The 23,094-nt window shown below is 71.8% G+C and carries 20 protein-coding genes and 1 pseudogene; 3 read left to right on the top strand and 18 right to left on the bottom strand.

The window, feature by feature from the left end:
* Nucleotides 1-18: 18 nt before the first annotated feature.
* Nucleotides 19-789 (top strand): LON peptidase substrate-binding domain-containing protein, encoded by a 771-nt coding sequence (locus CHC05_RS21295; RefSeq protein WP_089251524.1) that lies wholly within the window; start codon nt 19-21, stop codon nt 787-789.
* On the opposite strand, the gene CHC05_RS21290 is transcribed toward CHC05_RS21295, so the two are convergent.
* Both CHC05_RS21290 and CHC05_RS21285 read right to left on the bottom strand, forming a co-directional pair.
* Nucleotides 786-1,670: a phosphotransferase family protein gene (locus CHC05_RS21290; RefSeq protein ID WP_089251522.1), complete on the bottom strand. Its 885-nt coding sequence runs from the start codon at nt 1,668-1,670 to the stop codon at nt 786-788. The genes CHC05_RS21295 and CHC05_RS21290 overlap by 4 nt on opposite strands.
* Before the next feature lie 11 nt (nt 1,671-1,681).
* Nucleotides 1,682-2,740, bottom strand: a complete 1,059-nt coding sequence (locus tag CHC05_RS21285; protein ID WP_089251520.1) for a DUF2567 domain-containing protein — start codon at nt 2,738-2,740, stop codon at nt 1,682-1,684.
* Between the two features lie 145 nt (nt 2,741-2,885).
* On the opposite strand from CHC05_RS21285, the gene CHC05_RS21280 reads away from it, so the two are divergent.
* Complete coding sequence (locus tag CHC05_RS21280; RefSeq protein ID WP_089251518.1) at nt 2,886-3,407, top strand: hypothetical protein; 522 nt, start codon at nt 2,886-2,888, stop codon at nt 3,405-3,407.
* A 153-nt stretch (nt 3,408-3,560) separates the two neighbouring features.
* Here the strand turns inward: CHC05_RS21280 and dnaE are convergent, their stop codons facing one another.
* From dnaE to CHC05_RS21240, 8 genes are all read right to left on the bottom strand, one after another.
* Nucleotides 3,561-7,100 carry a DNA polymerase III subunit alpha gene (dnaE, locus tag CHC05_RS21275; protein ID WP_089251516.1) on the bottom strand — a complete coding sequence of 1,180 codons (3,540 nt, stop codon included), beginning with the start codon at nt 7,098-7,100 and terminating at the stop codon, nt 3,561-3,563.
* A gap of 300 nt (nt 7,101-7,400) precedes the next feature.
* Nucleotides 7,401-8,762 (bottom strand): Clp protease N-terminal domain-containing protein, encoded by a 1,362-nt coding sequence (locus tag CHC05_RS21270; RefSeq protein ID WP_089251514.1) that lies wholly within the window; start codon nt 8,760-8,762, stop codon nt 7,401-7,403.
* Nucleotides 8,763-9,043: 281 nt separating this feature from the next.
* Nucleotides 9,044-10,219, bottom strand: a complete 1,176-nt coding sequence (locus tag CHC05_RS21265; RefSeq protein WP_089251512.1) for a Clp protease N-terminal domain-containing protein — start codon at nt 10,217-10,219, stop codon at nt 9,044-9,046.
* 43 nt (nt 10,220-10,262) lie between these two features.
* Nucleotides 10,263-11,708 (bottom strand): MinD/ParA family ATP-binding protein, encoded by a 1,446-nt coding sequence (locus CHC05_RS21260; RefSeq protein ID WP_089251510.1) that lies wholly within the window; start codon nt 11,706-11,708, stop codon nt 10,263-10,265.
* 157 nt (nt 11,709-11,865) lie between these two features.
* Complete coding sequence (locus tag CHC05_RS21255; RefSeq protein WP_089251508.1) at nt 11,866-12,801, bottom strand: hypothetical protein; 936 nt, start codon at nt 12,799-12,801, stop codon at nt 11,866-11,868.
* Between the two features lie 24 nt (nt 12,802-12,825).
* Nucleotides 12,826-13,707, bottom strand: coding sequence for an RluA family pseudouridine synthase (locus CHC05_RS21250; protein WP_089251673.1), 882 nt, complete (start codon nt 13,705-13,707; stop codon nt 12,826-12,828).
* 38 nt (nt 13,708-13,745) lie between these two features.
* Nucleotides 13,746-14,372: a signal peptidase II gene (gene lspA / locus CHC05_RS21245; protein ID WP_425426819.1), complete on the bottom strand. Its 627-nt coding sequence runs from the start codon at nt 14,370-14,372 to the stop codon at nt 13,746-13,748.
* Nucleotides 14,373-14,493: 121 nt separating this feature from the next.
* Complete coding sequence (locus CHC05_RS21240) at nt 14,494-14,913, bottom strand: TraR/DksA family transcriptional regulator (protein ID WP_089251504.1); 420 nt, start codon at nt 14,911-14,913, stop codon at nt 14,494-14,496.
* Nucleotides 14,914-15,043: 130 nt separating this feature from the next.
* Here CHC05_RS21240 and CHC05_RS41585 point away from each other — a divergent pair, with 130 nt between their 5' ends.
* Nucleotides 15,044-15,661 (top strand): hypothetical protein, encoded by a 618-nt coding sequence (locus CHC05_RS41585; RefSeq protein ID WP_218824614.1) that lies wholly within the window; start codon nt 15,044-15,046, stop codon nt 15,659-15,661.
* 408 nt (nt 15,662-16,069) lie between these two features.
* On the opposite strand, the gene CHC05_RS21230 is transcribed toward CHC05_RS41585, so the two are convergent.
* From CHC05_RS21230 to ftsZ, 8 genes and pseudogenes are all read right to left on the bottom strand, one after another.
* Entirely contained in the window at nt 16,070-17,569 is a 1,500-nt protein-coding gene (locus CHC05_RS21230) for a potassium/proton antiporter (RefSeq protein ID WP_089251502.1), read from the bottom strand.
* On the bottom strand, nt 17,566-17,880 hold the full coding sequence (locus tag CHC05_RS21225; protein WP_089251500.1) for a DUF167 domain-containing protein: 315 nt from the start codon (nt 17,878-17,880) through the stop codon (nt 17,566-17,568). Before CHC05_RS21225 ends, CHC05_RS21230 begins: the two co-directional genes overlap by 4 nt.
* 669 nt (nt 17,881-18,549) lie before the next feature.
* A pseudogene (locus CHC05_RS43470) lies at nt 18,550-18,771 on the bottom strand (hypothetical protein); the annotation flags it as partial.
* A gap of 149 nt (nt 18,772-18,920) precedes the next feature.
* Complete coding sequence (locus CHC05_RS21215; RefSeq protein ID WP_089251496.1) at nt 18,921-19,733, bottom strand: DivIVA domain-containing protein; 813 nt, start codon at nt 19,731-19,733, stop codon at nt 18,921-18,923.
* 51 nt (nt 19,734-19,784) lie between these two features.
* Complete coding sequence (locus tag CHC05_RS21210; protein ID WP_089251494.1) at nt 19,785-20,078, bottom strand: YggT family protein; 294 nt, start codon at nt 20,076-20,078, stop codon at nt 19,785-19,787.
* 45 nt (nt 20,079-20,123) lie between these two features.
* Entirely contained in the window at nt 20,124-20,870 is a 747-nt protein-coding gene (locus CHC05_RS21205) for a cell division protein SepF (protein ID WP_089251492.1), read from the bottom strand.
* 196 nt (nt 20,871-21,066) lie between these two features.
* Nucleotides 21,067-21,783 carry a YggS family pyridoxal phosphate-dependent enzyme gene (locus CHC05_RS21200; RefSeq protein WP_089251490.1) on the bottom strand — a complete coding sequence of 239 codons (717 nt, stop codon included), beginning with the start codon at nt 21,781-21,783 and terminating at the stop codon, nt 21,067-21,069.
* A gap of 63 nt (nt 21,784-21,846) precedes the next feature.
* Nucleotides 21,847-22,962 carry a cell division protein FtsZ gene (gene ftsZ / locus CHC05_RS21195; RefSeq protein ID WP_089251488.1) on the bottom strand — a complete coding sequence of 372 codons (1,116 nt, stop codon included), beginning with the start codon at nt 22,960-22,962 and terminating at the stop codon, nt 21,847-21,849.
* Between the last annotated feature and the right edge of the window lie 132 nt (nt 22,963-23,094).

Here is a 23,094-nt window from a genome sequence, read left to right as displayed (position 1 = left end):
AGGCGCTAGGCTCGGGCGGTGACGTCGCGGCTGCCCGTTTTCCCCCTCGGGACGGTGCTTTTTCCCGGCCTGGTGCTGCCGTTGCACATCTTCGAGGAGCGCTACCGCGACCTCGTGAAGCATCTGCTGAGCCGGCCCGATGGTGATCCACGCGAGTTCGGCGTGGTGGCGATCAAGCAGGGGTGGGAGACGTTGCCCACCGCGCCCGCCCCCGACCCGCCCGAATCCCAGCCGCCGCGGCTCGGCCCGGTGCCGACGACGCCGCTGCCACCGCCGCCCGCGGCGCAGGCCGACCCCGGCGACGTGGCGCTGCACGAGGTCGGCTGCACGGCCGAGCTGCGCCAGGTGACGGAGCTGCCGGACGGCCGCTACGACATCGTCACCGTGGGCCGGCGCCGGTTCCGGGTGGTGTCCGTCGACAAGACCTCCGAGCCGTACCTGATGGCCGAGGTCGAGTGGCTGCCCGAGCCGGAGGGCCAGGAGGAGCTCGCCGACCTGCTGGCGCCGCGGGTGCTCGCGGTCTTCCGGCAGTACCTGACGCTGATCCGCGCCGACGAGCGCGAGCTGACCGAGCAGCTGCCGGAGGACCCGACGGTGCTCAGCCACCTGGTCGCGGCGACCGCCGCGCTCACGTTGGAGGACCGCCAGCGCCTGCTGGCCACCCCCGACACAGCCGGGCGGCTGCGGGCCGAGCTGCGGTTGCTGAGCCGCGAGGCGGCGTTGCTGCGGCAGGTGCGGGCGGTGCCGGTGCCGCTGCGGGACCTGGCCGTGCCCGGGAGCCCGAACTAGCCGATCGCGGCCGCGACGTACTCGGTCAGCCGCCTGGTCAACACGTCCGGCGTCAGGTCGGTGCGACCGAGATCACGCCACGGCCCGGCGACCTTCTCGGCGTCCGGGGCGAAGCCGAGGGCGTCCAGGAGCCGCCAGTAGCGGTGCTCGTCACCGAGCACCCCACCGGCCTCCTGGTAGTGGCCGGCGAACTTCATGCCCTGCTCGGGTCCGTGCAGCAGGGCGATCGCGGTGGCGCAGTGGGCGACGTCGAGGTCGGCGGGGCCCCAGGAGGTCTCCACCCAGTCGACGACGCCCGTGATCGTGTTCTTGTCGAAAAGCACGTTGCCGGGGTGGAAGTCGCGGTGCAGGAACCGACCCTCCCAGGGCGGCGGCTCCCGCCGGATCAGGTCGACGGCGTGGCGCCAGAGGGCGGTGTCCCGGTCGGGGACGCGTACCCGGTCCGGGTCGGTCCAAGCCTGGTAGGTGCGCGGCTTGTGAGCGATCTTGTGGATCTCGACCAGTTGGCGGGCGAGGGCCGCGGACCGGTCGACGGTGAGGTCGACGCGGCCCTTCAGTAGGGACATCAGCAGGGAGGGGTACGCGGCGGTCTCGCCCGCCGGGTCCACAGCGAGCGGGCGGGGCGCCGGGATGCTGGTGCCGGCGAGGAGCCGCAGGATTGCGGCCTCGCGGGCGAGCAGCCCCGGGGCATGCCGGACGTAGAAGGGCTTCAGGAAGGACCGCAACACCAGGGGGTACGACGTGTCCGGGCCTTCGACGTCGAGCCGCGACATCCTGGAGGTCCAGCCGCCCCGCAGCGCCGTGACGGCGGTGATCTCGTGTCCGGGCGGCAGGGCCGCCTGCACCCATTCCGTGGTACGCGGCTCGAGGCCAACGTTCATCGTCGCGGGCGCTAGCGTCCCGGCGCTGCCGGGTCACCGGGTGCGGAAGCGTCGCCCGGCCTCGGGGCCCCTTGGCTCGGGTCGCCTGATGTGGCCGGGTCGCCCGGCTCGGTAGCCGGCTGGCCTGGCCAATCCGGTGCCGCCGATTCGTCGGACGCGGCCGGTGCGCTCGGTCCGGAGAGCGAGTAGTACGGGTTCGTCGGCACCGCCGGCTGCGGCAGTGCGGGCTCGGGCCGCAGCGTCGGGGTGCGCGACCAGCCCGCGAGCAGCGTGTAGATGATCACCGCGCCGAAGGTCGCGATCAGCAGGTCCCCGTGCACGAACGGGACGACGTCCCAGAGCTTGGTGAACCCGCCCGCGCGCAGGTCGGGCGGCCGGACGAGCAGGTCGCCGGGCTGTGCGGCGAGGACCTTGTCGTGGTAGTCGCCGTTGCCGATCCGCCGGCCCACCTGCCAGGCCAGGATGCTGGCCCCGATGGTGCCGACGACAAGCGCGGCCAACGTCCACGGACCGCGGTAGCGCTTGAACCAGATCCAGGTCACCAGCGCGGCCAGCACGCCGAGCGAGAACAGCAGGATCGTGAACCAGCCGTCGGAGGCGATGAACTCCTCGGGACTCGGCGTCGCGAACACGGCGCCGTCCTCGGTCTTGATGATGGGTACCCCGGGCGCGACCAGCGCCCACACCAACCCGAGCGGCGCGCCGATCACGGCGACGACGACAGCGGTCAACCCGGCAGCCCCGAGCCGCTTCCGAAGCGGCATCCGCGGCGTGGGCGGCGCGTAGGCGAGGCTAGCGGCCCCATGCTCGGACGAGTCGGCGGGAGCCGGTGGCGGTTCCCAACCCGCCGGCGGTGTGGACCACGGACCCGCACCCGACGTGCGCCCGCCGTCCGGCGGGTCGAGCTGCGCGAACGAGCCGAACGCCACGGACGACCCACCGCCGGCGGGGTCGGGCGACGGGGAAGCGAGCGGGTCGGCGGGGAGGGAGCCCGCCGTCGTCCAGGTGCCGTCCCCGGAAGCGGGGGTGGCGCCGGACCCGTCGGTCGGTTCGGGGCTGGCGGCGGTCACCGACCGATCCTCTCAGGCGAATCGCCCATCGCCTACCGCACCCCGCCACAAACGATCAAGACTTGCCGAGGTACGCCACTCGGACCCCACTCGCCCCATCCCCGCGCCCGAGAACGTATCGAGACCGGTGGCTAGGCTGCCGTGCGTGAAGCCGCCCCGGGTGCCGCCGGCCGTCGGAACCATCGCCACGGGCGTGGCCTGCGTCGCGATCGCGGGACGCGAATGGGCGATCCACCGCCTCAGCGCCGCCGCACCGCAGGCGGCCACGGTCGCGGACCTCGACGGCCTGTTCACCGAGACCAGAACCCTGTCCGCGGTGCTGCTGACCCTCACCGCCGCGGCCCTGGTGACGGCACTGGTCGTCGCCTGGTCGACCAGCCGCGGCGGTCCCACCCCGACAAGCCAGCACGCCCTGGGCTGGTGGGTGATCACGAGCGCCGGCCTGGTCACCTACGCGGCCGTGGTCGGCTGGCGAGCCTGGTCACGCGAACAACCGGGCGGCTCCTACTGGATCTCCGCGGACGCCGTGCCACCCCCGCACCTGGTCGAAGGAGCCCTCAACCCGCCGGACCTGCCGTCAGTCGGCCTACTGGGCATCGCCCTGGCAGCAGCATCCGCGGCAACCTACGCCTGGTACGTCAATCGACAGACCGCACCGCCGCGCTGAGTCGTCCGCTGCCAACCAGCGGCAGGCAACGGACTGCTCCCGACCCGCCACCCCCGACACGGCCGAGGAAGGACCTGGTCCTGCATCCGGCCGACCGCGAGCGATGGCTGGCGACGGCGCCGCCCGGGCCACGCGCGCGGGGGTCGAGGTCGGTCAGCGGGCCATCTCGACCGCCGACGGGCCGAGCAACGCCTTGAGGTCGGCCATCAGCGCCGTCGTGGGTGCGACCCGCAGCGGGCTCAGGCGCAGGACCGTCGCCTTGGAGCCGTTGACCAGGCGGACGTGCACCTCCGACGGCCCAGGGTGCGTGTTGAGGATCTCGCGCAACCGCTCGACCAGCGGCGGTGTCACGCGGTTGGTGGCGATGTTCATCACGACCGGCTGGTTGCCGTCGGCGCCGGCCATCGAGATGTCGGGGATGGACATGTCCATCGCCATGATGCGGGCCTGGTCGTCGCGGCGGTCGACGCGGCCCTTGACCACGACGATCGCGTCCTCGGCGATGTATTGGCCGACCAGCTCGTAGGTGTTCGGGAAGAACAGCACCTCGACGCCGCTGGTCATGTCTTCGATCGACGCCGACGCCCACGGGCGGCCCTGTTTGGTGATGCGGCGCTGGACGCCGGTCAGGATGCCGGCCAGCGTGATCACGGCGCCGTCGGCGATGGCGCCTTCCTCGCCCAGCGCCGCGATCGAGGTGTCGGCGGCCGAGGACAGCGCGCGGTCGAGGCCGGACAGCGGGTGGTCCGACACGTACAGGCCGAGCATCTCGCGTTCGAAGGAGAGCTTGTCGGGCTTGTCCCACTCGCCGTCGGGGATGGGCGGCGACACGATCATCGACGTTTCCGAGGTCTCGCCGAAGGCCGCGCCGAACAAATCGTATTGCCCGACCGCCTCGTTCTTCTTGACGCCCATGAAGGCGTCGATCGCGTCGGCGTGGATGGCGAGCAGGCCCTTGCGGGTGTGGCCGAGCGAGTCGAACGCGCCCGCCTTGATCAGGGACTCAATGGTGCGCTTGTTGCAGGCCACCGCGTCGACCTTGCGGAGGAAGTCGTAGAAGTCGGTGTAGGCGCCGTGCTGCTTGCGGGCCCGCACGATCGCCTCGACGACGTTGACGCCGACGTTGCGGACGGCCGCCATGCCGAAGCGGATGTCGGTGCCGACGGCGCCGAACCGGGCCACCGACTCGTTGACGTCGGGCGGCAGCACCTTGATGCCCATGCGGCGGCACTCGGCGAGGTAGACGGCGGCCTTGTCCTTGTCGTCGCCGACCGAGGTGAGCAGCGCGGCCATGTATTCGGCCGGGTAGTTGGCCTTCAGATACGCGGTCCAGAAGGAGACCAGCCCGTAGCCCGCCGTGTGGGCCTTGTTGAACGCGTAGTCGGAGAACGGGACCAGGATGTCCCACAGGGTCTTGATCGCCGCGTCGGAGTAGCCGTTGTCGCGCATGCCCTGAGAGAAGGGCACGTACTCCTTGTCGAGGATCTCCTTCTTCTTCTTGCCCATCGCGCGGCGGAGCAGGTCGGCGGCGCCGAGCGTGTAGCCGGCGAGCTGCTGCGCGATCGCCATGACCTGCTCCTGGTAGACGATCAGCCCGTAGGTGTCGCCCAGGATGTCTTCGAGCGCGTCGGCCAGCTCGGGGTGGATCGGCACCACCGGCTTGCGGCCGTTCTTGCGGTCGGCGTATTCGTTGTGCGCGTTGGCGCCCATCGGGCCGGGCCGGTAGAGCGCGAGCACCGCGGAGATGTCTTCGAAGTTGTCGGGGATCATCGAGCGCAGCAGCGAGCGCATCGGGCCACCGTCGAGCTGGAAGACGCCGAGCGTGTCGCCGCGGGCCAGCAGCTCGTAGGTCGGCTTGTCGGCCAGCGGCAACTGCTCCAGGACGACCGTCTCACCGCGGTTGTCGGTGATGCCGTCGAGGCAGTCGTCCATGATCGTGAGGTTGCGCAACCCCAGGAAGTCCATCTTGAGCAGGCCGATGGACTCGCAGGCGCCCATGTCCCACTGCGTGATGATGGCGCCGTCGTTGTCGCGCCGCCAGATCGGCAGGACGTCCATCAGCGGCTCGCCGGACAGGATCACGCCGGCCGCGTGCACGCCGGGCTGGCGGATCAGGCCCTCGATGCCCTTGGCCGTGTCGACGACCTTCTTGGTGTCGGGGTCGGTCTCGTAGAGGGTGCGGAACTCGGCGGCCTCGGCGTAGCGGTTGTGCGACGGGTCGAAGATGCCCGCGAGCGGGATGTCCTTGCCCATCACCGGCGGCGGCATCGCCTTGGTGATCTTGTCACCGACCGCGAACGGGTAACCCAGTACCCGGGCCGCGTCCTTGATCGCCGCCTTGGCCTTGATCTTGCCGTAGGTGACGATCTGGGCGACCCGCTCCTCGCCCCAGCGCTCGGTCGCGTAGCGGATCATGTCGCCGCGCCGGCGCTCGTCGAAGTCCATGTCGATGTCGGGCATCGAGATGCGGTCGGGGTTGAGGAACCGCTCGAACAGCAGGCCGTGGTCCATCGGGTCGAGCTCGGTGATCTTCAGTGCGTAGGCGATCAGCGCGCCCGCCGCCGAGCCACGACCGGGGCCGACGCGGATCTTCTCCTTGCGGGCATATTCGCAGAGGTCGGCGGTGACCAGGAAGTAGCCCGGGAAGCCCATCTTGCAGATGACGTCGAGCTCGTAGTCGGCCTGCTTGAGCCGGTCCTCCGGCACACCGGACGGGAACCGCTCGCGCAGCCCGCGGTGCACCTCGGCCCGCAGCCACGACTCCTCGGTGTAGCCGTCGGGCACCGGGAACGACGGCATCAGCTTGCGGTGCGCGAACACCGACGAGTAGTCGCCGATCTTCTCGGCGATCTCCAGCGTGTTGGCGCAGGCCCCGGGCACCTCGGCGTCCCACAGCGCCTTCATCTCGGCGGCGGACTTGAGATAGAAGTCGCGCGCGTCGAACTTGAAGCGCTTGGGGTCGGCCATCGTGGACCCCGACTGCACGCAGAGCAGCACCTCGTGCGAGTCGGCGTCTTTCTCGTAGGTGTAGTGCAGGTCGTTGGTGGCCACCGGCTTGAGCCCGAGGCGCTTGCCCAGGCGGATCAGGTCCTGCCGGACGCGGGTCTCGATGTCGAGCCCGTGGTCCATCAGCTCGAGATAGAAGTTGTCCTTGCCGAAGATGTCCTGGAACTCGGCGGCGGACGCGCAGGCCTTCTCGAAGTCACCGATCCGCAGCCAGGTCTGCACCTCGCCCGAGGGACACCCGGTGGTCGCGATGATCCCCTTGCCGTGCTCGTGCAGCAGCTCCCGGTCGGCGCGCGGCTTGAAGTAGTAGCCCTCCAGCGACGACCGCGACTGCAGCCGGAAGAGGTTCTGCAACCCCTCGGCGTCGGCGGCGAGCATCGTCATGTGGGTGTAGGCGCCACCACCGGAGACGTCGTTCTCGCCGCCGTCGGCCCACCGCACCCGCACCCGGTCACGCCGGGCCGTGTTGGGCGTGAGGTAGGACTCGACCCCGATGATCGGCTTGATCCCGGCCCCGGTGGCCTGCTTGAAGAAGTCGTAGGCGCCGTACATGTTGCCGTGGTCGGTCATCGCCAACGCGGGCATGCCAAGGCGATTGGCCTCGGCGAACAGCTCCTTGAGCCGGGCGGCACCGTCGAGCATCGAATACTCGGTGTGCACATGCAGATGAACGAACGAGTCGGACACCTGGGACCCCCTTCACTCAAGCGCCGCGACCACCCTAGTCGGGAGGTGTGACAGTCGGCATCAAGCCGTCCCCGGTGAGTTGAAGATCAAATTCTGGTGAAGATTCAAATGCCGGATTTCCCGGGTCCGCGGTGGGCACGACCGCACTCCCGGGGATCACTCCCCTGCGCTTCTCGATCCAGATCGTTTCCCGGGTCCGCGGTGGGCACGACCGTTGCTCCCGCCGGAGATCACTCCGCTTCGCTCCGTTTGCCAGGTCCGCGGCACACACCCGTTAGGGCATCCTAGGATGGACGGCTCTTACTGCCAGGCGCGCGGCACCGCGCCGAGCTGTGCCTCCGTCCGCGCGGACAGGTCCGCCGCGTCGACGCCGCACCGTTCGAGCGCCGGGCCGACCGACCTCGCTTCGAGTAGGGCCAGTAAGTAGTGGGTGGTCCCTGTTGACTCGTGTTGGTGACGCAGCGAGAGCTCACCGGCCCGCTTCCTGGCCTGGTCCAGTTCGTCGGCCAGGAAGGGGTCCCCCCGGCGCAGGTTCTTCACCTGTTCGGCGACGAGCTCCGGGCTCGGATGCGGCGGAGCCGCGGCGTCGGCCAGCGCGGCCGCCAGCGCGTGCGGGTCGACGCCGGCGGCACGGAGCAGCGCGGCACCCTGGTTGGGGGCGATCATCGGCGGAGGCAGCCGCATCCCGGTCGCGGCGATGGCGGCGTCCATCCGCAGCATGGCGAGCAACGCGTGCACGGCTCCGGCGACGCCATGGTCCAGTCGCACCGCCTGCGCCTTGATGTCGTGGGTCGCCGCCGCGAGCGGCGGGTCGAACCGGACGAAGCGGGCCATCGCCCGGCCGAGCCGGGCCAGCAACCCGCGCCCGTCGGTCAGGCCGATCTCCTCCGGCTCGGGGTAGGGCTTCGCCGTCCGGTCGACGCGTGGGTCACCGGCGACCGCCGCGATCATGGCCGCCCGGCTGGCCGCGTCCGGGGCGAGGTAGCGGGCACCGGCGCAATCCGGCAGGCGCAGCATCGCGAGGAGGAGATGGCTCCGGCCCGCGAAAGCGACGCCGCGGTCTCGGGCCTCGGCCAGCGTGCCGGCGACCACCGCCCGGGCCGCCGGAGTCCACAGCGGCCGCCGCGACCACGGTTCGACCTGGCTCTCGCGCACCGGCACCGCCGGCAGGCCGGCGACCCGGCGGACCTGCCACTCGGCTTCACGGAGGGTCGCGTCGACCTCGGCGTCGGCGACCGCCCGGTCCAGCTCGCGGCGACCGCGACCTCGCCGCGGGGCACCGACGGTGCGGCCCACCCCGACCGTCCGGTCGAGCTCACCGCCACCGCGACGCCGCGCCGCACCGCGGCGGCTCCTCGCGACTGTCCGGTCGAACTCGCCGCTACCGCCGGGCGGCGCGGCGTCGTGGCGGCCCACCGCGACCGTCCGGTCGAACTCACCCCGGCTGCGCCGCAGTGTCGCGGCGTGGCGGCCCGGCGCGGCCTCCCGCAGCCCGGCCATCAGGCGCTCGGGAACGTAGGCCGGCGGTGCCGGCACCACGGCGTGCGCGAGCAGGTCGATCGTGTCGGCCGGCGAGCCACCGCGCAGGATCGCCGTCTCGTACGAGCTCCGCAGCACCGACGCCAACCCGGCGCCGACACCGACCCATCGATCACTGGTCATGCCGCCTCCGCCGCACACGGTAGACGGTGATCACCAGCCGCCGCGGTCAGCGGGCGAAGGCCTCCAGCGGCCTTGAGCCAAGCGTCGCGGGTCGCGTGCTGGAGCAAAATGCCGCGATTCCCGCGTCCGCGGTGGGCGCGACCGCACTCCCGGGGACTCCGCTGCGCTTCTCGATCGGGATCATCTCCCGGGTCCGCCGTGCCCCCGTCCGTCGCCCCCGGGGATCACTCCTCCCCCGCACCATTTGCCAGGTCCGCGGCACACCCCCGCTAAAGCATTGATCATGTCCGGGCGCCGGAGAGCCTGCCGAGTTCGGCCTTCGTTCGCGTCCGCAGGGCGGCACCGTCGACCCGGCACGCCGCCAACAGCGGGCCCGTCGACGGAGCTTCCAGGAGGGCCAGCAGGAAGTGCGTCGTGCCGGTGCCGGTGTGACCGTGCTCCCGCGAGATCTCCCCCGCTCGTTCCTCCGCACGCACCAGTTCGTCGGACAGGAAGGGGTCGCCTCGGCGCAGCCACCTGAGTTGGGCGGCGAGCGACCCCGGGTCAGGGTCGGGCAGTGGCGGCAAGGCCGACAGCTTGGCCGCGAGACGGTAGGGGTTCATGCCTGCCGCGCGCAGCAGGTCCGCTCCGCGGCCGCGGGCCCGCACCCGTGGCGGCAGCCGCACCCGCTTCGCCCCGAGGCACTCGTCCGCCCGGAGCAGGGCCAGCAGGGCGTGGCCGGCGCCGGCGACGCCGTGGTCCAGCCGCACCGCCTGGGCCTTGATGTCCGCCCTCGCCTCGCCCAGCGGCATGTCGATCGGGCTCTGCCCGATCATGAACCGGGCGAACCAGGCGACGGGTCCGCGACGTTTCGCCGCGGGCTCCAGGTCGACCATGAACGCGTCCGGATACGGCGCCGACTCCTCGTCGAGGGCGACGAGCCGGGTCAACCCCGTGGAGTGACGCACCCCGGTGCGGGCTAGCTGTCGGGCACCGTCGCAGTCCCGCAGCCGCTGCATCGCGAGGAGGAGATGGCTCAGGCCGGCGAAGGTGACGCCCCGGACCCAGGCCTCGGCCAGCGTGTTGCCCAGCAGCACCCGGGTCGCCGGTGTCCACCGTGGCCGCGCGGACCACGGTTCGACCTGCGCCACGCTGACGCGCCCCAACCGGCCGGCGGTCCGCCGGACCAGCCATTCGATCTCCCGGAGCAAGGGGTCGACCTCGCTGTCCGGCTCGGCGACCACGTCGACCTCACCGGGGCCGTACCAGGGCCGCAGGTGGTTGGAACCCATCGCGACCCGCTCGAGCTCCTGCCGCCGCTCCGCGGAGAAGCGGACCGGCATCGCGGGCAGTCGCACGGCCTGCGCCAGCACGTCGAGGGTGCCGGCCGGCGAGCCGCGCCCGACCGCCGTGGCGTAGGCGCGCCGCAGCACCTCCGCCACCTGGTACCCGACCCCGACCCAGCGCGAACCGGCCATGTCGACCCCCGGCGCCCACGGTAATGGGCGGTCGCCACCAGGGTCAGCGGGCGAAGGGCTCCAGCATCACGCTGGCCGCCTTGAGCCAGGCGTCGCGGGTCGCCGGCTGGAGGAGCTGGTATTCGATGGACGAGCCCGTCTCCAGCGCCGGGTCGTAGGGCACGACCGCTACCGCGCGCGTACGCGTGGCGAAGTGTGCGGCCAGGTCGTCGAGCATCGGTGACTTGCCCGGCGTCGGGCACGACAGCAGGGTCACCGCGTTGGTCGCGAGGTCGCCCATGCCGACGTCGTATAGCAGGTCGAGCATCCAGTCGGCGGTGAACGCGGCGTCTTCCCGGGGCACCGTGGTGATCACCAGCTGGTCGGCCGCCTGCAGGACCGTCTGCCAGTTGGCGCTCTCGACGTTGTTGCCGGTGTCGACGCAGATCACGTCGTGCGTACGCCGGAGCAGCTCGAGCACCCGCCGCACCGTGTATTGGTCGAGCCGTTGCGCGAACCGCGGGCTCTCCTCGCCGGCCAGCACGTCGTACGTGCCGTCGGAGGCGTGCCGCAGGAACTCGTCGAGGGCCTCGGTCAGCCCGTAGCCGTGCTGGGCCTCGACCTCGGCCAGGTTCGTGATGAGGTGGCGGATCGTGCGCGCGTGCCGGGCGCTGCCGGCCCGCAGCCCGAGCGTGCCGCGCAGCTCGTTGTCGTCCCAGGCCAGCACGCCCTGCCCGCGCACGCTGCCGACGGTGGCGGCGGCCAGAACAGTGGCGGTGGTCTTGTGCACGCCGCCCTTCGGGTTGGCGAACGCGATCACCCGGGAGCTGCCGAACTCGCGGCGCAGCACGCCGACCGCGCGGTCGACCTCGGTCTCGGTCGGCGCGGGAGCGCGCCACTCGAGCCCGCCCGGGTCGGGCTGGCTGACCGGGGGCGGCGGCTCGACCAGGCGTGGTTCGGTGCGCGCGTAGCCGCCCTCGTATCCGCCACCCGTGTATTTCTCGGCGTAGTCGCCACCGTCGAACTGGTCGCCGGTGTAGCGGTCGGCGGTGTATCCGGTGGCGCCGGCGCCGTAGGAGTAGTCGGTGCCGGACCCGCCGTAGTAGCCGCCCGCCTGGTACGCGGTCGGCTCGTAGCTGTCCTGCGCCGGCGGACGCGGCACCGGCGCGGGCGCGTAGCTCTCCGGAACAGGCTCGTAGGTCTCCTGCGGCGGCACATAGCTCTCGCGGTAACCCGGCTGGTAGCCCGGCTGCTGGTAGCTCTCCCGCTCCGCCGGATAACGCCGCTCGGGCGGGTACGAGACCGGCGCGACGGCCCGGCCCTGGAAGCCGTTGACCGGCACGACCGGCGGCTCCTGGCGGTCGACGGGGGCCCGGGGCGCGGCCACCCTGGCCTCCCGGACCTCGCTGTTCTCCCCGGTGCGTCCGCCGAGCAACGCACGGTCGAGGAGTGCCCGCCACCGTGGGGCCGGCTCAGCCGGTCGACCCCACCCGGTTTCGGTGCCCTCCACGCCTCGCCCTCCCGACGCGTACGCCCGCTCGACAGATCCGGCTACGACGCAACCCTATGCGGCCCACACCAGCACGCATATCCCCACTGTGCACATGGCGCACCGTCAGACTGGTCCAACGTGCCGGACCGGTCACCGGATGTGGGCCACTCCACGATTACCCCGGCTCCGGTGAACCGCTGGCCACCGCCTCGGTCGGCGCGGTGCTCGGCGGCTCCGGTGTGGGGCCGGGTGGTTCGGCCGACGGCGTCGGCGCTGGTAGCGCGGTTGGTTCCGGTGGTGCGGCGGTCGGCCCGACGGGTGTCGGGCGCGGCGCCGGGTTCGGTTCCGGCAGGGGCGGCAGGAACACCGCCCGGTCCAGAGTACGCACCTCGGGGGCCGGGTCGACAGCCCGCACGCCGGGTCGATCGGCGAGCCGTTTCAGGTCGGGCGGCGCCGCGCGCAGGACAGCGGCGTACACACACGAACAATGCGTGCGGTACGCGGTCGCCTCGGCGATCGCCACCCGGGCCGCCGTCTCGTACTCGGCACGCAGTCGGCCCTCGTCGGGCGTGCCCGTGACCTCGGCGGCGCGGTCCTGGTAGTCGTGCGCCTCGCGCTCCTTGCGCTCCGCGAACAGCAGCATGCCGGCGACCACGTCGTCGGGCACCCGGTGCACGGGCATCCGCGCGATCTGGGTCTGCATGCCGGGCAGCGGCACCCTGGTGAACACTTCGGACACCGGGGCGCCGTCGAGGACGGTGGGCAACCGGTCGGGCGCGAGATAGGCGGAGAACATCACCAGGGCGTACGGGTCGCCCTTGCCGGACGCCTTCGCGGAGAGCTCGTCGAGCTCGCGCCGGGACTCCGCCAGGTAGCTCGGCACGGAGACACCGTCGGGGACGCCGACCCGGACCACCTCGCCGGTCGGCGCCTCCTCGCGCGGCCGCTCCGCGACCCACACGGCGGTCGCCAGGACCGCGGTGACCGAGACCAGTGAGACGACGGTCAGCAGGCCGGTGTGGCCGGTGGGCCGGCGCAACCGGTCGAGGAGCCGGCCGAGCGGCGGGACGACCGCGTCGTCGATCCGGCGGAGCAGGTCGTCGACGCGCACGATCCCCTCCCCCAGGCTCGGCTCTCAGTCGCGCAGGATGTCCAGCGCGCGCTGCAGGTCGTCAGGGTAGCTGCTCTCGAAGAACACTTCGTCGCCCGTGCCCGGGTGGACGAAGGAGAGCGCCCGGGCGTGCAGCCACTGCCGGCTCAGCCCGAGCCGGGCGGACAGCGTCGGGTCGGCGCCGTAGGTCAGGTCGCCGACGCACGGGTGCCGCAACGCCGAGAAGTGCACCCGGATCTGGTGCGTGCGCCCCGTCTCCAGGCGCACGTCGATCAGGCTGGCGGCCGGGAACGCTTCCAGCGTGTCGTAGTGGGTGATGCTCGGCTTGCCGCCGGAGACCACCGCCCACCGGTAGTCGTGGTGCGGGTGCCGGTCGATCGGCGCGTCGATGGTCCCGCGCAACGGATCGAGGTGGCCCTGGACGACGGCGCTGTACCGCTTCTCGACCTCGCGGACCTTGAACGCCCGCTTGAGTCCGGTGTACGCGCGCTCGCTCTTCGCCACCACCATCAGGCCGCTCGTGCCGACGTCGAGTCGGTGCACGACGCCCTGCCGTTCGGCGGCGCCGCTCGTGGAGATCCGGTGGCCGATCGCGGCCAGGCCGCCGACCACGGTGGGCCCGGTCCAGCCGGGGCTCGGGTGGGCGGCGACGCCGACCGGCTTGTCGACCACCACGATGTCGTCGTCGGCGTAGACCACCTTCAGGCCCGGCACCGCCTGCGGGACGACCTCGGTCAGCGCGGACTCCGGCTCCGGCAGTCGCACCTCGAGCCAGGCGCCCGCGGCGACCTTGTCGGACTTGGGTCGCGGCGTGCCGTCGACGACCGCGTCACCGGCCTCCACGATCGCCGCGGCGGCGGTGCGGGACAGGCCGAAGAGCCGGGAGATCGCCTGGTCGAGCCGCATGCCGTCGAGCCCGTCCGGCACCGGCAACGCACGGGAGGTCACTTGTCGCCCGACCCCGTGTCGTCGCCGGCCTTGGCCTTCACCTGCTTGCGGAAGGGTATCCGCGAGCCGTCCCGCTGCCGGCCACTGAACTCCAGGATGATCGCCAGGACGACACCACAGGTCAGGGCGCTGTCGGCGATGTTGAAGACCGCGAACTTCTCGCCGTACGGCGCGAACAGGCTGATCATGTCGATCACGTGACCCAGGAACGGGCCGGGCGCCCGGAACAGCCGGTCGGTGACGTTGCCGAGCGCGCCGCCGGCGACCAGGCCGAGGGCTATCGCCCAGGGCAGCGAGCGGAGCTTGAGCGCCATCCAGGTGATCCAGCTCAGCACCGCCAGCGAGACGAGCGGGAAGACCCAGGTGTAGTCGCTGCCCATGCTGAACGCGGCGCCGCTGTTGCGGATGAGGCTGAGGTAGACCAGCCCACCGAGGATCCGGACCGGGCCGCGGCCGGTGAGCTCTTCGAGGGCGAAGTGCTTGGTGAGCTGGTCGATCAGGATGATGAGGGCGGCGACGCCCACCAGCGTCCAGACGGCTGCGGCCCGGGCGCGCTTCGGCGGCGCCGGGGTCTCGTCCGCGGGCGTGGTCGCGGTCATCTGTCCCTCTTCGGCGGCGTTCAGCTCGGCCTGCTTCCTCGTCGGCTGGGTTCGCCGGGCTCCTGGTGCAAACGTGGTTGCCCGGTCGGGCCGCGGGTGACACGGCCCGGCCGGGCAACTCTACGCGAAGGAGCGGACGCCGGCCCTACCGGCGCTCCTCCAGCTGCTTGCAGGTGACGCAGAGGGTCGCGGAGGGGAACGCGGCCAGCCGCTCGACCGGGATCGGGTTGCCACAGCGCTCGCACCAGCCGTACCCGCCCTCGTCGAGCCGCTCCAGCGCGCGCTCCACCTGGCTGATCCGGTCGAGGATGCTGTTGGCGAGGGTGATCTCCTGCTCGCGCTCGAAGGTCTTGGTGCCGGTGTCGGCCTGGTCGTCGCCCGCCGAGTCCGTGAACCGGTCGCGCTGCAAGACGGTGATCTCGGTCAGCGTCTGGCTGTGCTCGATGGTCAGCTCATCCCGCCGGGCCGAGAGCGCCACACGGATCTTCTCCGTCTCCGCGGCGGTCCGAGTGCCCTTGGGCGCCTTGCGGCTGGCGGCGGTCTTCGTGTCGGCTGGCTTCACCATGGCTTCTCCCTCAGCCGCGGCCCCCGCGGCGGTTTGTGCTGTCGTCGCGGCGGAGGAACGCTTCCGCCGCGACGCGACCTGGTCGGCAGACCCGGTCTGAATCGAGGTGTCGGCTCCGGTTGGCGCGCTCGTGGCGCCCACCTCCGACCTGGTGGCGCGGGTCCGGGACCCTGCCTTCGAGCGCGCGGCTGGCCCCGCACCAGCACCGCGACCCGACGCCGACGCGGCCGGTCCGGAATCGGACCCGGCGCGCCTGGTGCTCTTCCGCGTGCCGGCGGCGGCCGAGTCGGCGCGCGCAGTCGCCGTCCCGTCCACGGGACCGCCAGCTCGAGCCGTCTGCTTCGCCGGCGCGGCCTTTCCGGCCTTCGTGGCCGCCTTCTTCGCCGGCGCGGCCTTCTTGGCGGCCTTCGCCGGAGCGGCCTTCTTGGCAGCCGCCTTCTTCGCGGCGGCCTTCGCGGGCGCCGCCTTGGCCGTGGTCTTCGCAGCGGCCTTGGCCGTGCTCTTCGCCGTGGCTCCGGCCGCCTTCTTACCGGCGGGGGCCTTCTTCACCGTGGCCTTCGCGGCAGCCGCCTCGTCGGCCGGGGGCGCCGCCTTGGCCGCGGCCTTCTTGGCGACCGCTTTCCGACCGTTGGCCCGCTCGGCCGGCGCGGCTTTCGCCGCGGCCTTCTTCGCGGGCGTCGCCCTGGCCGGACTCGCCTTCTTGGTGGTCGGGCCGGCCTTGGCCGCCTTGCGCCCGGACCCGGCCTGAGCGGCGACCACCGTCTTACGCCCGGAGCTGGTCCGGTCGCCGGACGCGGAAACCGGCTCGATCCGGGCGGTCGCGACAACTCGGTTCGACGTGGCCGCGGTCTTTCGCACGGGACTCGCGCCGGAGGCGGCGGCGCCGGTTTCGGTGCGCCGGGGTCGGCGGTCGGGGTGACGTCCGGCGGCGCGCGTGTCCGGCGCGCCGGCCGAGGCCGGTGCTTTCCGGACGATGCTCGCGCGGTCGGCCATCACGTTCCCCCACGTGCAAAACGGGCGCGCGACGGGCCGCCGCGCACTCCGGAGGTTGGCAAGAATACGGAACGTGAAGACGTCCGACAACATGCCGCACCGTTTCAACCAGTTCCGCCCCTGATTAGCCGGCAATCAGGACAAAAGGAACCTTAACCGATGGTTAGCCCCTTTCCTCCCCGTACTCGGCAAACCACCTGGCCAAACGTCCGCGGCGACTCACGGCGCGGAGGCGGCGTTCCGCGGCGTCGCGCACGGCGGCGGTCGCCACGATCAACAAGCTGTCGCCCACCTTGAGGCGGGTGTCGGGGCCCGGCACGAAGCCCTGGCCGTCCCGGAGCACCAGGGTCACCGCCGCACCGACCGGCAGCCGCAGCTCGTCGAGGTGCACCCCCGCCAGCATCGAACCGGGCGGCACCTCCATCTGGAGGAGATCGGCTCCCATCCGTTCCAGCGGCGCCGTCTCGACCCGGAGCTCCGCCGCCTCGGCGGGGGCGGTGACACCCAGCGCCCGCGCCACCGGCCCGATCGTCGTCGCCTGGAGCACCGTGAAGATCAGGACGAGCACGAACACCACGTCGAAGAGCCGGGCGGCACCCGGCGAACCGGCCGAGAGCGGGATGGTCGCCAGCACCACCGGCACCGCACCGCGCAGTCCGGCCCAGGCCAGGAACGCCTGGGCCCGCAGCGGCACCCCGAACGGGAGGGCCGACACCAGCACCGACAGCGGCCTGGCCAGGAACACCAGCGCGACGCCGACCACCAGGGCCGGCACCAGCACGTCGTCCAGCCGGCTGGGCGAGGCGAGCAGGCCGAGCAGCACGAACAGGCCGATCTGGGCGACCCAGGCCAACCCGTCGGCGAAGCCGAGGATCGTCTGCCGGTGCGGCAGCCGCGCGTTGCCGAGCACCACGCCTGCCGTGTAGACGGCCAGGAACCCGGACGCGTGGGCGACGGCGCCGGCCGCGTACGCCAGCGCGGTCAGCCCGACCACCGCGATCGGGTAGAGGCCCGACGACGGCAGTGCCGCGCGGCGGAGCACCCAGACCCCGCCGGCGCCGACCACGAGGCCGATCGCGCCGCCGATCACCAGCTCGTAGAAGATCACCAGGACCTCCCACCACCACGGGTGGGCGAACGGGCCGACGGTCGCCAGCAGCACGACCACCAGCACGACCGGCGCGTCGTTGATGCCGGACTCGGCCTCGACGGTGGCCACGAGCCGCGCCGGCAGCCGCATCTTGCGCAGGGTCGCGAACACCGCGGCCGCGTCCGTCGACGCGACCACCGCGCCGTACAGCAGCGCGAGCCGCCAGTCCAGGTCGAGCAGCAGGTGTACGGCCACCCCGACCACCGCGATGCTGACCGCGACGCCGACCGTGGCCAGGGTCAGCGAGACGCCGAGGACCGGGCGCAGCGTCGACCACCGGGCGGTCAGCCCGCCCTCGGCGATGATCACGATCAGGGCGGCGAACCCGAGGGTCCGGGTCAGCGAGGCGTTCTCGAACTGGATGCCCAGCCCGGACTCGCCGATGAGCAGGCCGAGCGCCAGGTAGACCAGGAGGCTGGGCAGGCCGAGCCGGGTGGACAGGCGCACGGCCGCGACCGCTACGAGCAGCACCCCCGCCCCGAGGAGCAGGGCGAGGTTGAGCTGCTCGCTCACCGACCCGGGCCGGCGCGCAGCACGGAGAACCGGTCGAGCGCGGCGTCGCCGGCCGCACCGCCCGGCAACTCCACGGTGAAGAGCTTGTCGCGGCTGGTCGCGCCCGTCTTGAGGGAGACCGCGCTCGCCCGCAGCCCGAACGCGTCGGCCACCGCGCGGCGGGCGGCCTCGGTGGCCTGGCCGTCGACGGCCCGGGCCGTGACGGCGACGACCAGCGCCGGACCGTGCGGACCGTCGTGCCGGCCCCCGGTCCGGGCACGCGAAGCACCCGGTTTCACCCGGACGGCTACCACGACGGACCTGCTGACCATGCCTCATTGTGCCAAGAAGGGCACCCATGGAACGGGTGCCCTTCTTGTAAACACTTAGACCCGGAGCTAGACCCGGCGTGCTCCCGCGAGTAGGGCGCTGTCCGGTTCGCAGAGGCTGCAGGGTGTGAACCCGAGCTCCGCGGCCTCGCTCACCGGCAACGGCTCGCTCTCGCGACCGAGCAGGTGCACGCAGCCCATGATGTGATAGCGCGGGCGTCCGTCGCAGACCAGGACCGGCGCGGACATCCGCGCCACCCGGGCCGCGTCGGCGGCCGAGACGAACTGGGCCGCCGGCTCGTCCGGCGGATCGTCGTCATCATCGTCATCGTCGTCGGCCGGGTCGGGCGCGGCGTAGGTCTGCCGCGGCGGGGCCTGTTGCTGGCCCGGCCAGCCCTGACCCGGCGGGGGACCATCGGCGCGCAGGTCCGCGAAGCCCTCGTCGTACTGACCCGTCCGGTCGTCGACAAGGCCCCCCGGCTCGTCGACGGTCGCGGCCGCCGCCCTGCGGCGGCCGTACTCCGTGCCCTCGCCCGACCGGTAGGCGCCCTGGTTGGGCACGCTCGGTGGAGCGACGGGATCAGCGACCGCGACAGACGTCTCGTCTGCCCCCCATGCGGTCGCCCGCCGGCGGCCGGGCTCGTTGCCCCGGACCGTCGAGCGGTGGTGGAACACTCTCGAGTCATCCTCGTCGCCGGCACGCCGGAAACGCTCGTCGGTGTAGCTGGCCTGAGCCCGCGCCGCGGCCGCCTGACGGGCGCCGACGACGAGCGCGACAGCGGCGAAAAGGCTCGCCGCGATCGACAGGACCAGCAACACGCTCGAACTGCTTGCGAGTCCGAGCACGAGCAGCGTGACAGCACCGAGGATGAGCACCAAACTTGCAACGATCACGGCTCACCCCCGCCGCTTTCTGGATAGATGTCGTGGGTCCGGCGCGCCCCCGGGGGGACCCGGGTACGCCGGAGACACACGGCACCGTCCGGGGGACGCATGCCCGCCCCCGGTTGGGCTTACGGAACCGTCGTCGGTTCGAGGAGCTCTTAGCGGCCGGCTTCGAGGGAGCCGGAGCGTCCCGCGCCGCCGTAGGAGCCCGCGAGACCGGCGGTGGCCAGACCCGGTGCACCGGATGTCACGGACCGATTGCCGTCGGTCCGGGTCATCTCGGCCTCGAGCCCCTGCCCGCGACCGTCGAGGTCACGAAGCTGGCTCTCCAGGTAAGCCTTGAGCCGGGTGCGGTACTCCCGTTCGAACTGCTTGAGCTCTTCGATGTGCTTCTGCAGTGCCGTGCGCTTGGCGTCGAGACCGCCCATGGCCTCCTGGTGCCGCTGCCGCGCGTCACGCTCGAGCGCGTCGGCCTTGGCCCGCGCCTCGCGGGTGACCTCTTCGGCCTTGGTGCGGGCGTCGGAGAGCAGCTTGTCGGCTTCGCGGCGGGCGTCGGACACGTGGTCGTCGGCCGTGCGCTGGGCCATCATCAGGACCCGGAGGGCCTGCTGCTCGCCGTCGCCGCCCACGACCGGGGCGCCCTGGGCGCGCATCTGCTCAAGCTCGCCCTGCATGGCGCGGGCGGCCTGCTCAGCGGCGGCCTTGTCACGCTGGATCCGGTCGAGCTGGGCCTTGAGGTCGTTGAGCTCAGCGGCCAGTCGAGGGTCGGCACCCGGGCCGGCTGGCGCGCCGCCTCGGGGTCCGCCACGCTCGACCTGAGCGCGCAGCTCGTTGTTCTCCTCGATCAGCCGGGCGAGTTCGCGCTCGACCTCATCGAGGAAAGCGTCGACCTCCTCCTCGTCGTACCCCCGTTTGCCGATCGGGGGTTTCTTGAAGGCGACGTTGTGCACGTCGGCCGGGGTAAGCGGCATCGAAACTCCTCGGGTCAGTTGCAGCCGCGTTGCTCCTGGTCAGACCGTGTGTCAGATCCAGGGCTGCACCACGAATCTCATCAGCACGAACAGGATAACCAAGAGCACAAGCGAAGCGAGGTCGATGCTGAGGTTACCGATCCGCAGTGGTGGGATCACACGCCTCAACGCCTTGAGGGGCGGATCGGTGACGCTCCACACCACTTCGAGTCCGGCGGCCGCACCGCGCCTCGGTTGCCAACGACGGCCGTATTGAAGCACGGCGCTCAATACGAATCGTGCGAGCAGAGTGATCAGGAAGAAGTAGATCAGCAGGTAGAGGACCTGGAACAGAATCGAAAGCACGACTCGCGCAACCCTCCGTCAGGCCGGCTCTTGCCCTGCTCAGGGCTACGGCAGTGTGAAGAAACCGCCTTCAGCGATCTTCGCCTTGTCCTCTGCCGTGACTTGGACGTTGGCCGGTGAAAGCAGGAACACCCGGTTGGTGACGCGCTCGATCGTACCCCGCAAACCAAACGCCAAGCCCGCCGCAAAATCCACCAGACGGCGGGCGTCGGACTCATCCATTTCGGTGAGGTTGATGATCACCGGAACACCGTCCCGGAAATGCTCACCGATGGTGCGGGCTTCGCGATAGGTGGTCGGATGCAGCGTCGTGATCTGGTAGCGCTGTTCGTCGTCGGCGACCACCGCACGCTCGCGCAACTGCACCTGCGGAGCCAGTGCGAGGTTGTCCCGGGTGGCGTAGCTCACCTGCGACGGGCTCTCCGGAGCGGGCGAACGAGTGATCGAACGCACGCTGGACCGCTCCAGGGCGCGTTCCGCGCGCGACTCACGGGCCTCACGCGCCTCAGCGAGCTCGGCCTCGGCGGCCTCCAGCCGGCTGGGGCGGTCGGTGTGCCGGTCGGTGTGGCGGGTCGACCGGGCGCGCGGCACCGCCGGCGCGTCCTCGGCCTCGTCGTCGTCCTCGGCGAACTCGTCGCTGTAGCGGCTGGACCGGTAACGCGATTCGCGGTAGCCCGCATCACCGGACCGGCTGCCGCCGGACCGGCCGTCATAGCCGTCGTCGTAGCCCCGGTCGTCGTCTTCCTCTTCGACCAACCCGAGCCAGACGCCCGCCTTTCGCAAAGCTCCCATGTGTCGCGCCCCTCCGTCCGCCGTGTGGCACGAGCCCCCCTGCCCGAGCCACTGTCACGCGCGTGGACTCCGTCTATGCATCGGCACCAAGCCGACCTTCCGGTGCCGTCACCCTCCCGGTTGACGGCGCGCCCCCCGGCGCTGCGAAGGTCTGCATGGAAAACAACACCGATGTAGTTTGGTGTCCGCCGTCAGGCTACCCCAGGTAGTGACGCTTACCGAGCAACGCGCTACCGATCCGCACATGTGTCGCGCCGTGTGAAACGGCGTTTTCCAGGTCATCGGACATTCCCGCCGACAGGACCGTGGCTGTCGGATGATCGACATGGAACGCGGCGGCGATCTCGGCCAGCCGGGCGAACGCCCGATCCGGCTCCACACCCAGCGGCGCGACCGCCATCAGGCCGGCCAACCGCAGCGCCGAAGCGCCCACGACCGCCTCCGCCGCGGGTGCCAGACCGCGGTCCGGGTCGGCCGAGCCGGGCAGCGCGCCGCCCCTGGCCGGGTCGCCGTCGAGGCTCACCTGGAGCAGCACCTCGATGACGCGGCCGTGCCCGTCGGCGGCCCGGTCCAGCGCCGCCGCCAGCCGGACGCTGTCGACCGACTGCACGACATCCGCGTACGCGGCCACAGATTTGGCTTTGTTGCGCTGGAGCTGGCCGACGAAGTGCCAACGCACCCGACGACCGATCTCGGCGGCCTTGGGCGCCGCCTCCTGGTCCTTGTTCTCACCGACGTCGCTGACGCCCAGGTCCGCCAGGAGCCCGACGTCGCTGGCCGGGTAGGTCTTGGTGACCGCGACCAGGGTGACCTCGTCGGTGCGCCCAGCGGCCGAGCGGGCGGCGTCGATCCGGGCCCGGACCCGGACCAGGTTGGCCGCCAGCTCGGCGCGCCGGACTTCGTCAGCACTCACCAGGGTGAGGCTATTACGACCCGTGCTCTGCTTCCCGGAGGCGCCTCCGGCGCAGATCAAGACCTAAGAGCCGTTTTTAAGGAAGTCGGGCACGTCCACGTCGTCGAACAGGACGCGGCGGGCCGGCTGGGCCGGAGCGACCGGCGGCGGCACCGTCTCGATCGGCGCGCTGGTCACGACCGGCTGGGGCTGCGTCGCCTTTCGCACCGGCTCCGAGGGCTTGTAGGCGGGCGTGCCGCCGTCGAAGCCCGCCGCGATGACGGTGACCCGCACCTCGTCGCCGAGGGCGTCGTCGATGACCGCGCCGAAGATGATGTTGGCGTCCGGGTGGGCCGCGTCGGTGACGAGCTGGGCCGCGTCGTTGATCTCGAAGAGGCCGAGGTCGGAGCCGCCGGCGATGGAGAGCAGCACGCCGCGCGCGCCGTCCATGCTCTGCTCCAGCAGCGGGCTGGAGATGGCGGCCTCGGCGGCCTCCACGGCGCGGTTGTCGCCGCGGGCGCTGCCGATGCCCATCAGGGCGCTGCCGGCGCCGCTCATGACGCTCTTGACGTCGGCGAAGTCGAGGTTGATCAGACCCGGCGTGGTGATCAGGTCGGTGATCCCCTGGACACCGGAGAGCAGCACCTGGTCGGCCTGGCGGAACGCGTCCATCATGCTGATGCCGCGGTCGCCGAGCGCCAGCAGCCGGTCGTTCGGGATCACGATCAGCGTGTCGCACTGGTTGCGGAGCTCGTCTATCCCCGCCTCGGCCTGCACCTGGCGGCGCTTGCCCTCGAACGAGAACGGCCGGGTGACCACGCCGATGGTGAGCGCGCCGAGCTTGCGGGCGATGTTCGCGACCACCGGCGCGCCGCCGGTGCCCGTGCCGCCGCCCTCGCCGCACGTCACGAAGACCATGTCGGCGCCCTTGAGCACCTCTTCGATCTCGTCGCGGTGGTCCTCGGCCGCGCTCTTGCCGACGTCGGGGTTGGCGCCGGCGCCGAGGCCCCGGGTCAGCTCGCGGCCGACGTCGAGCTTCACGTCGGCGTCGCTCATCAGCAGCGCCTGTGCGTCGGTGTTGATGGCGATGAACTCGACGCCCTTGAGGCCGACTTCGATCATTCGGTTGACGGCGTTGACGCCACCGCCACCGATGCCGACGACCTTGATGACCGCCAGGTAGTTGTGCGGAGGTGTCATCGGGGGTGCCTTCCCTTCCCGTGTGCGGCCGGACGCGGCATGCCGCCGCTACGCGAAGGGCAAGGGAGGAAACCCTCACCCTCTACTAGAGGCTTAGAGTTATGTCAACTGCTCGGCCTCTGGGGCAACGTA

Source organism: Asanoa hainanensis (assembly GCF_900188485.1).
In the GTDB taxonomy this organism is placed as follows: Bacteria; Actinomycetota; Actinomycetes; order Mycobacteriales; family Micromonosporaceae; genus Asanoa; species Asanoa hainanensis.
Note: the sequence above shows the minus strand (reverse complement) of the source record. Positions and strands in the feature narration are given on the sequence as shown.

Excerpts from the sequence above, each read along its gene's own strand:
- CHC05_RS21290 (WP_089251522.1), bottom strand. The coding sequence starts at position 1,670 with ATGAACGTTGGCCTCGAGCCGCGTACCACGGAATGGGTGCAGGCGGCC.
- CHC05_RS21270 (WP_089251514.1), bottom strand. The coding sequence starts at position 8,762 with ATGACCAGTGATCGATGGGTCGGTGTCGGCGCCGGGTTGGCGTCGGTG.
- CHC05_RS21265 (WP_089251512.1), bottom strand. The coding sequence starts at position 10,219 with ATGGCCGGTTCGCGCTGGGTCGGGGTCGGGTACCAGGTGGCGGAGGTG.
- CHC05_RS21250 (WP_089251673.1), bottom strand. The coding sequence starts at position 13,707 with ATGCGGCTCGACCAGGCGATCTCCCGGCTCTTCGGCCTGTCCCGCACC.
- CHC05_RS21240 (WP_089251504.1), bottom strand. The coding sequence starts at position 14,913 with ATGGTGAAGCCAGCCGACACGAAGACCGCCGCCAGCCGCAAGGCGCCC.
- CHC05_RS21225 (WP_089251500.1), bottom strand. The coding sequence starts at position 17,880 with ATGGTCAGCAGGTCCGTCGTGGTAGCCGTCCGGGTGAAACCGGGTGCT.
- CHC05_RS21215 (WP_089251496.1), bottom strand. The coding sequence starts at position 19,733 with ATGCCGCTTACCCCGGCCGACGTGCACAACGTCGCCTTCAAGAAACCC.
- CHC05_RS21205 (WP_089251492.1), bottom strand. The coding sequence starts at position 20,870 with ATGGGAGCTTTGCGAAAGGCGGGCGTCTGGCTCGGGTTGGTCGAAGAG.
- ftsZ (WP_089251488.1), bottom strand. The coding sequence starts at position 22,962 with ATGACACCTCCGCACAACTACCTGGCGGTCATCAAGGTCGTCGGCATC.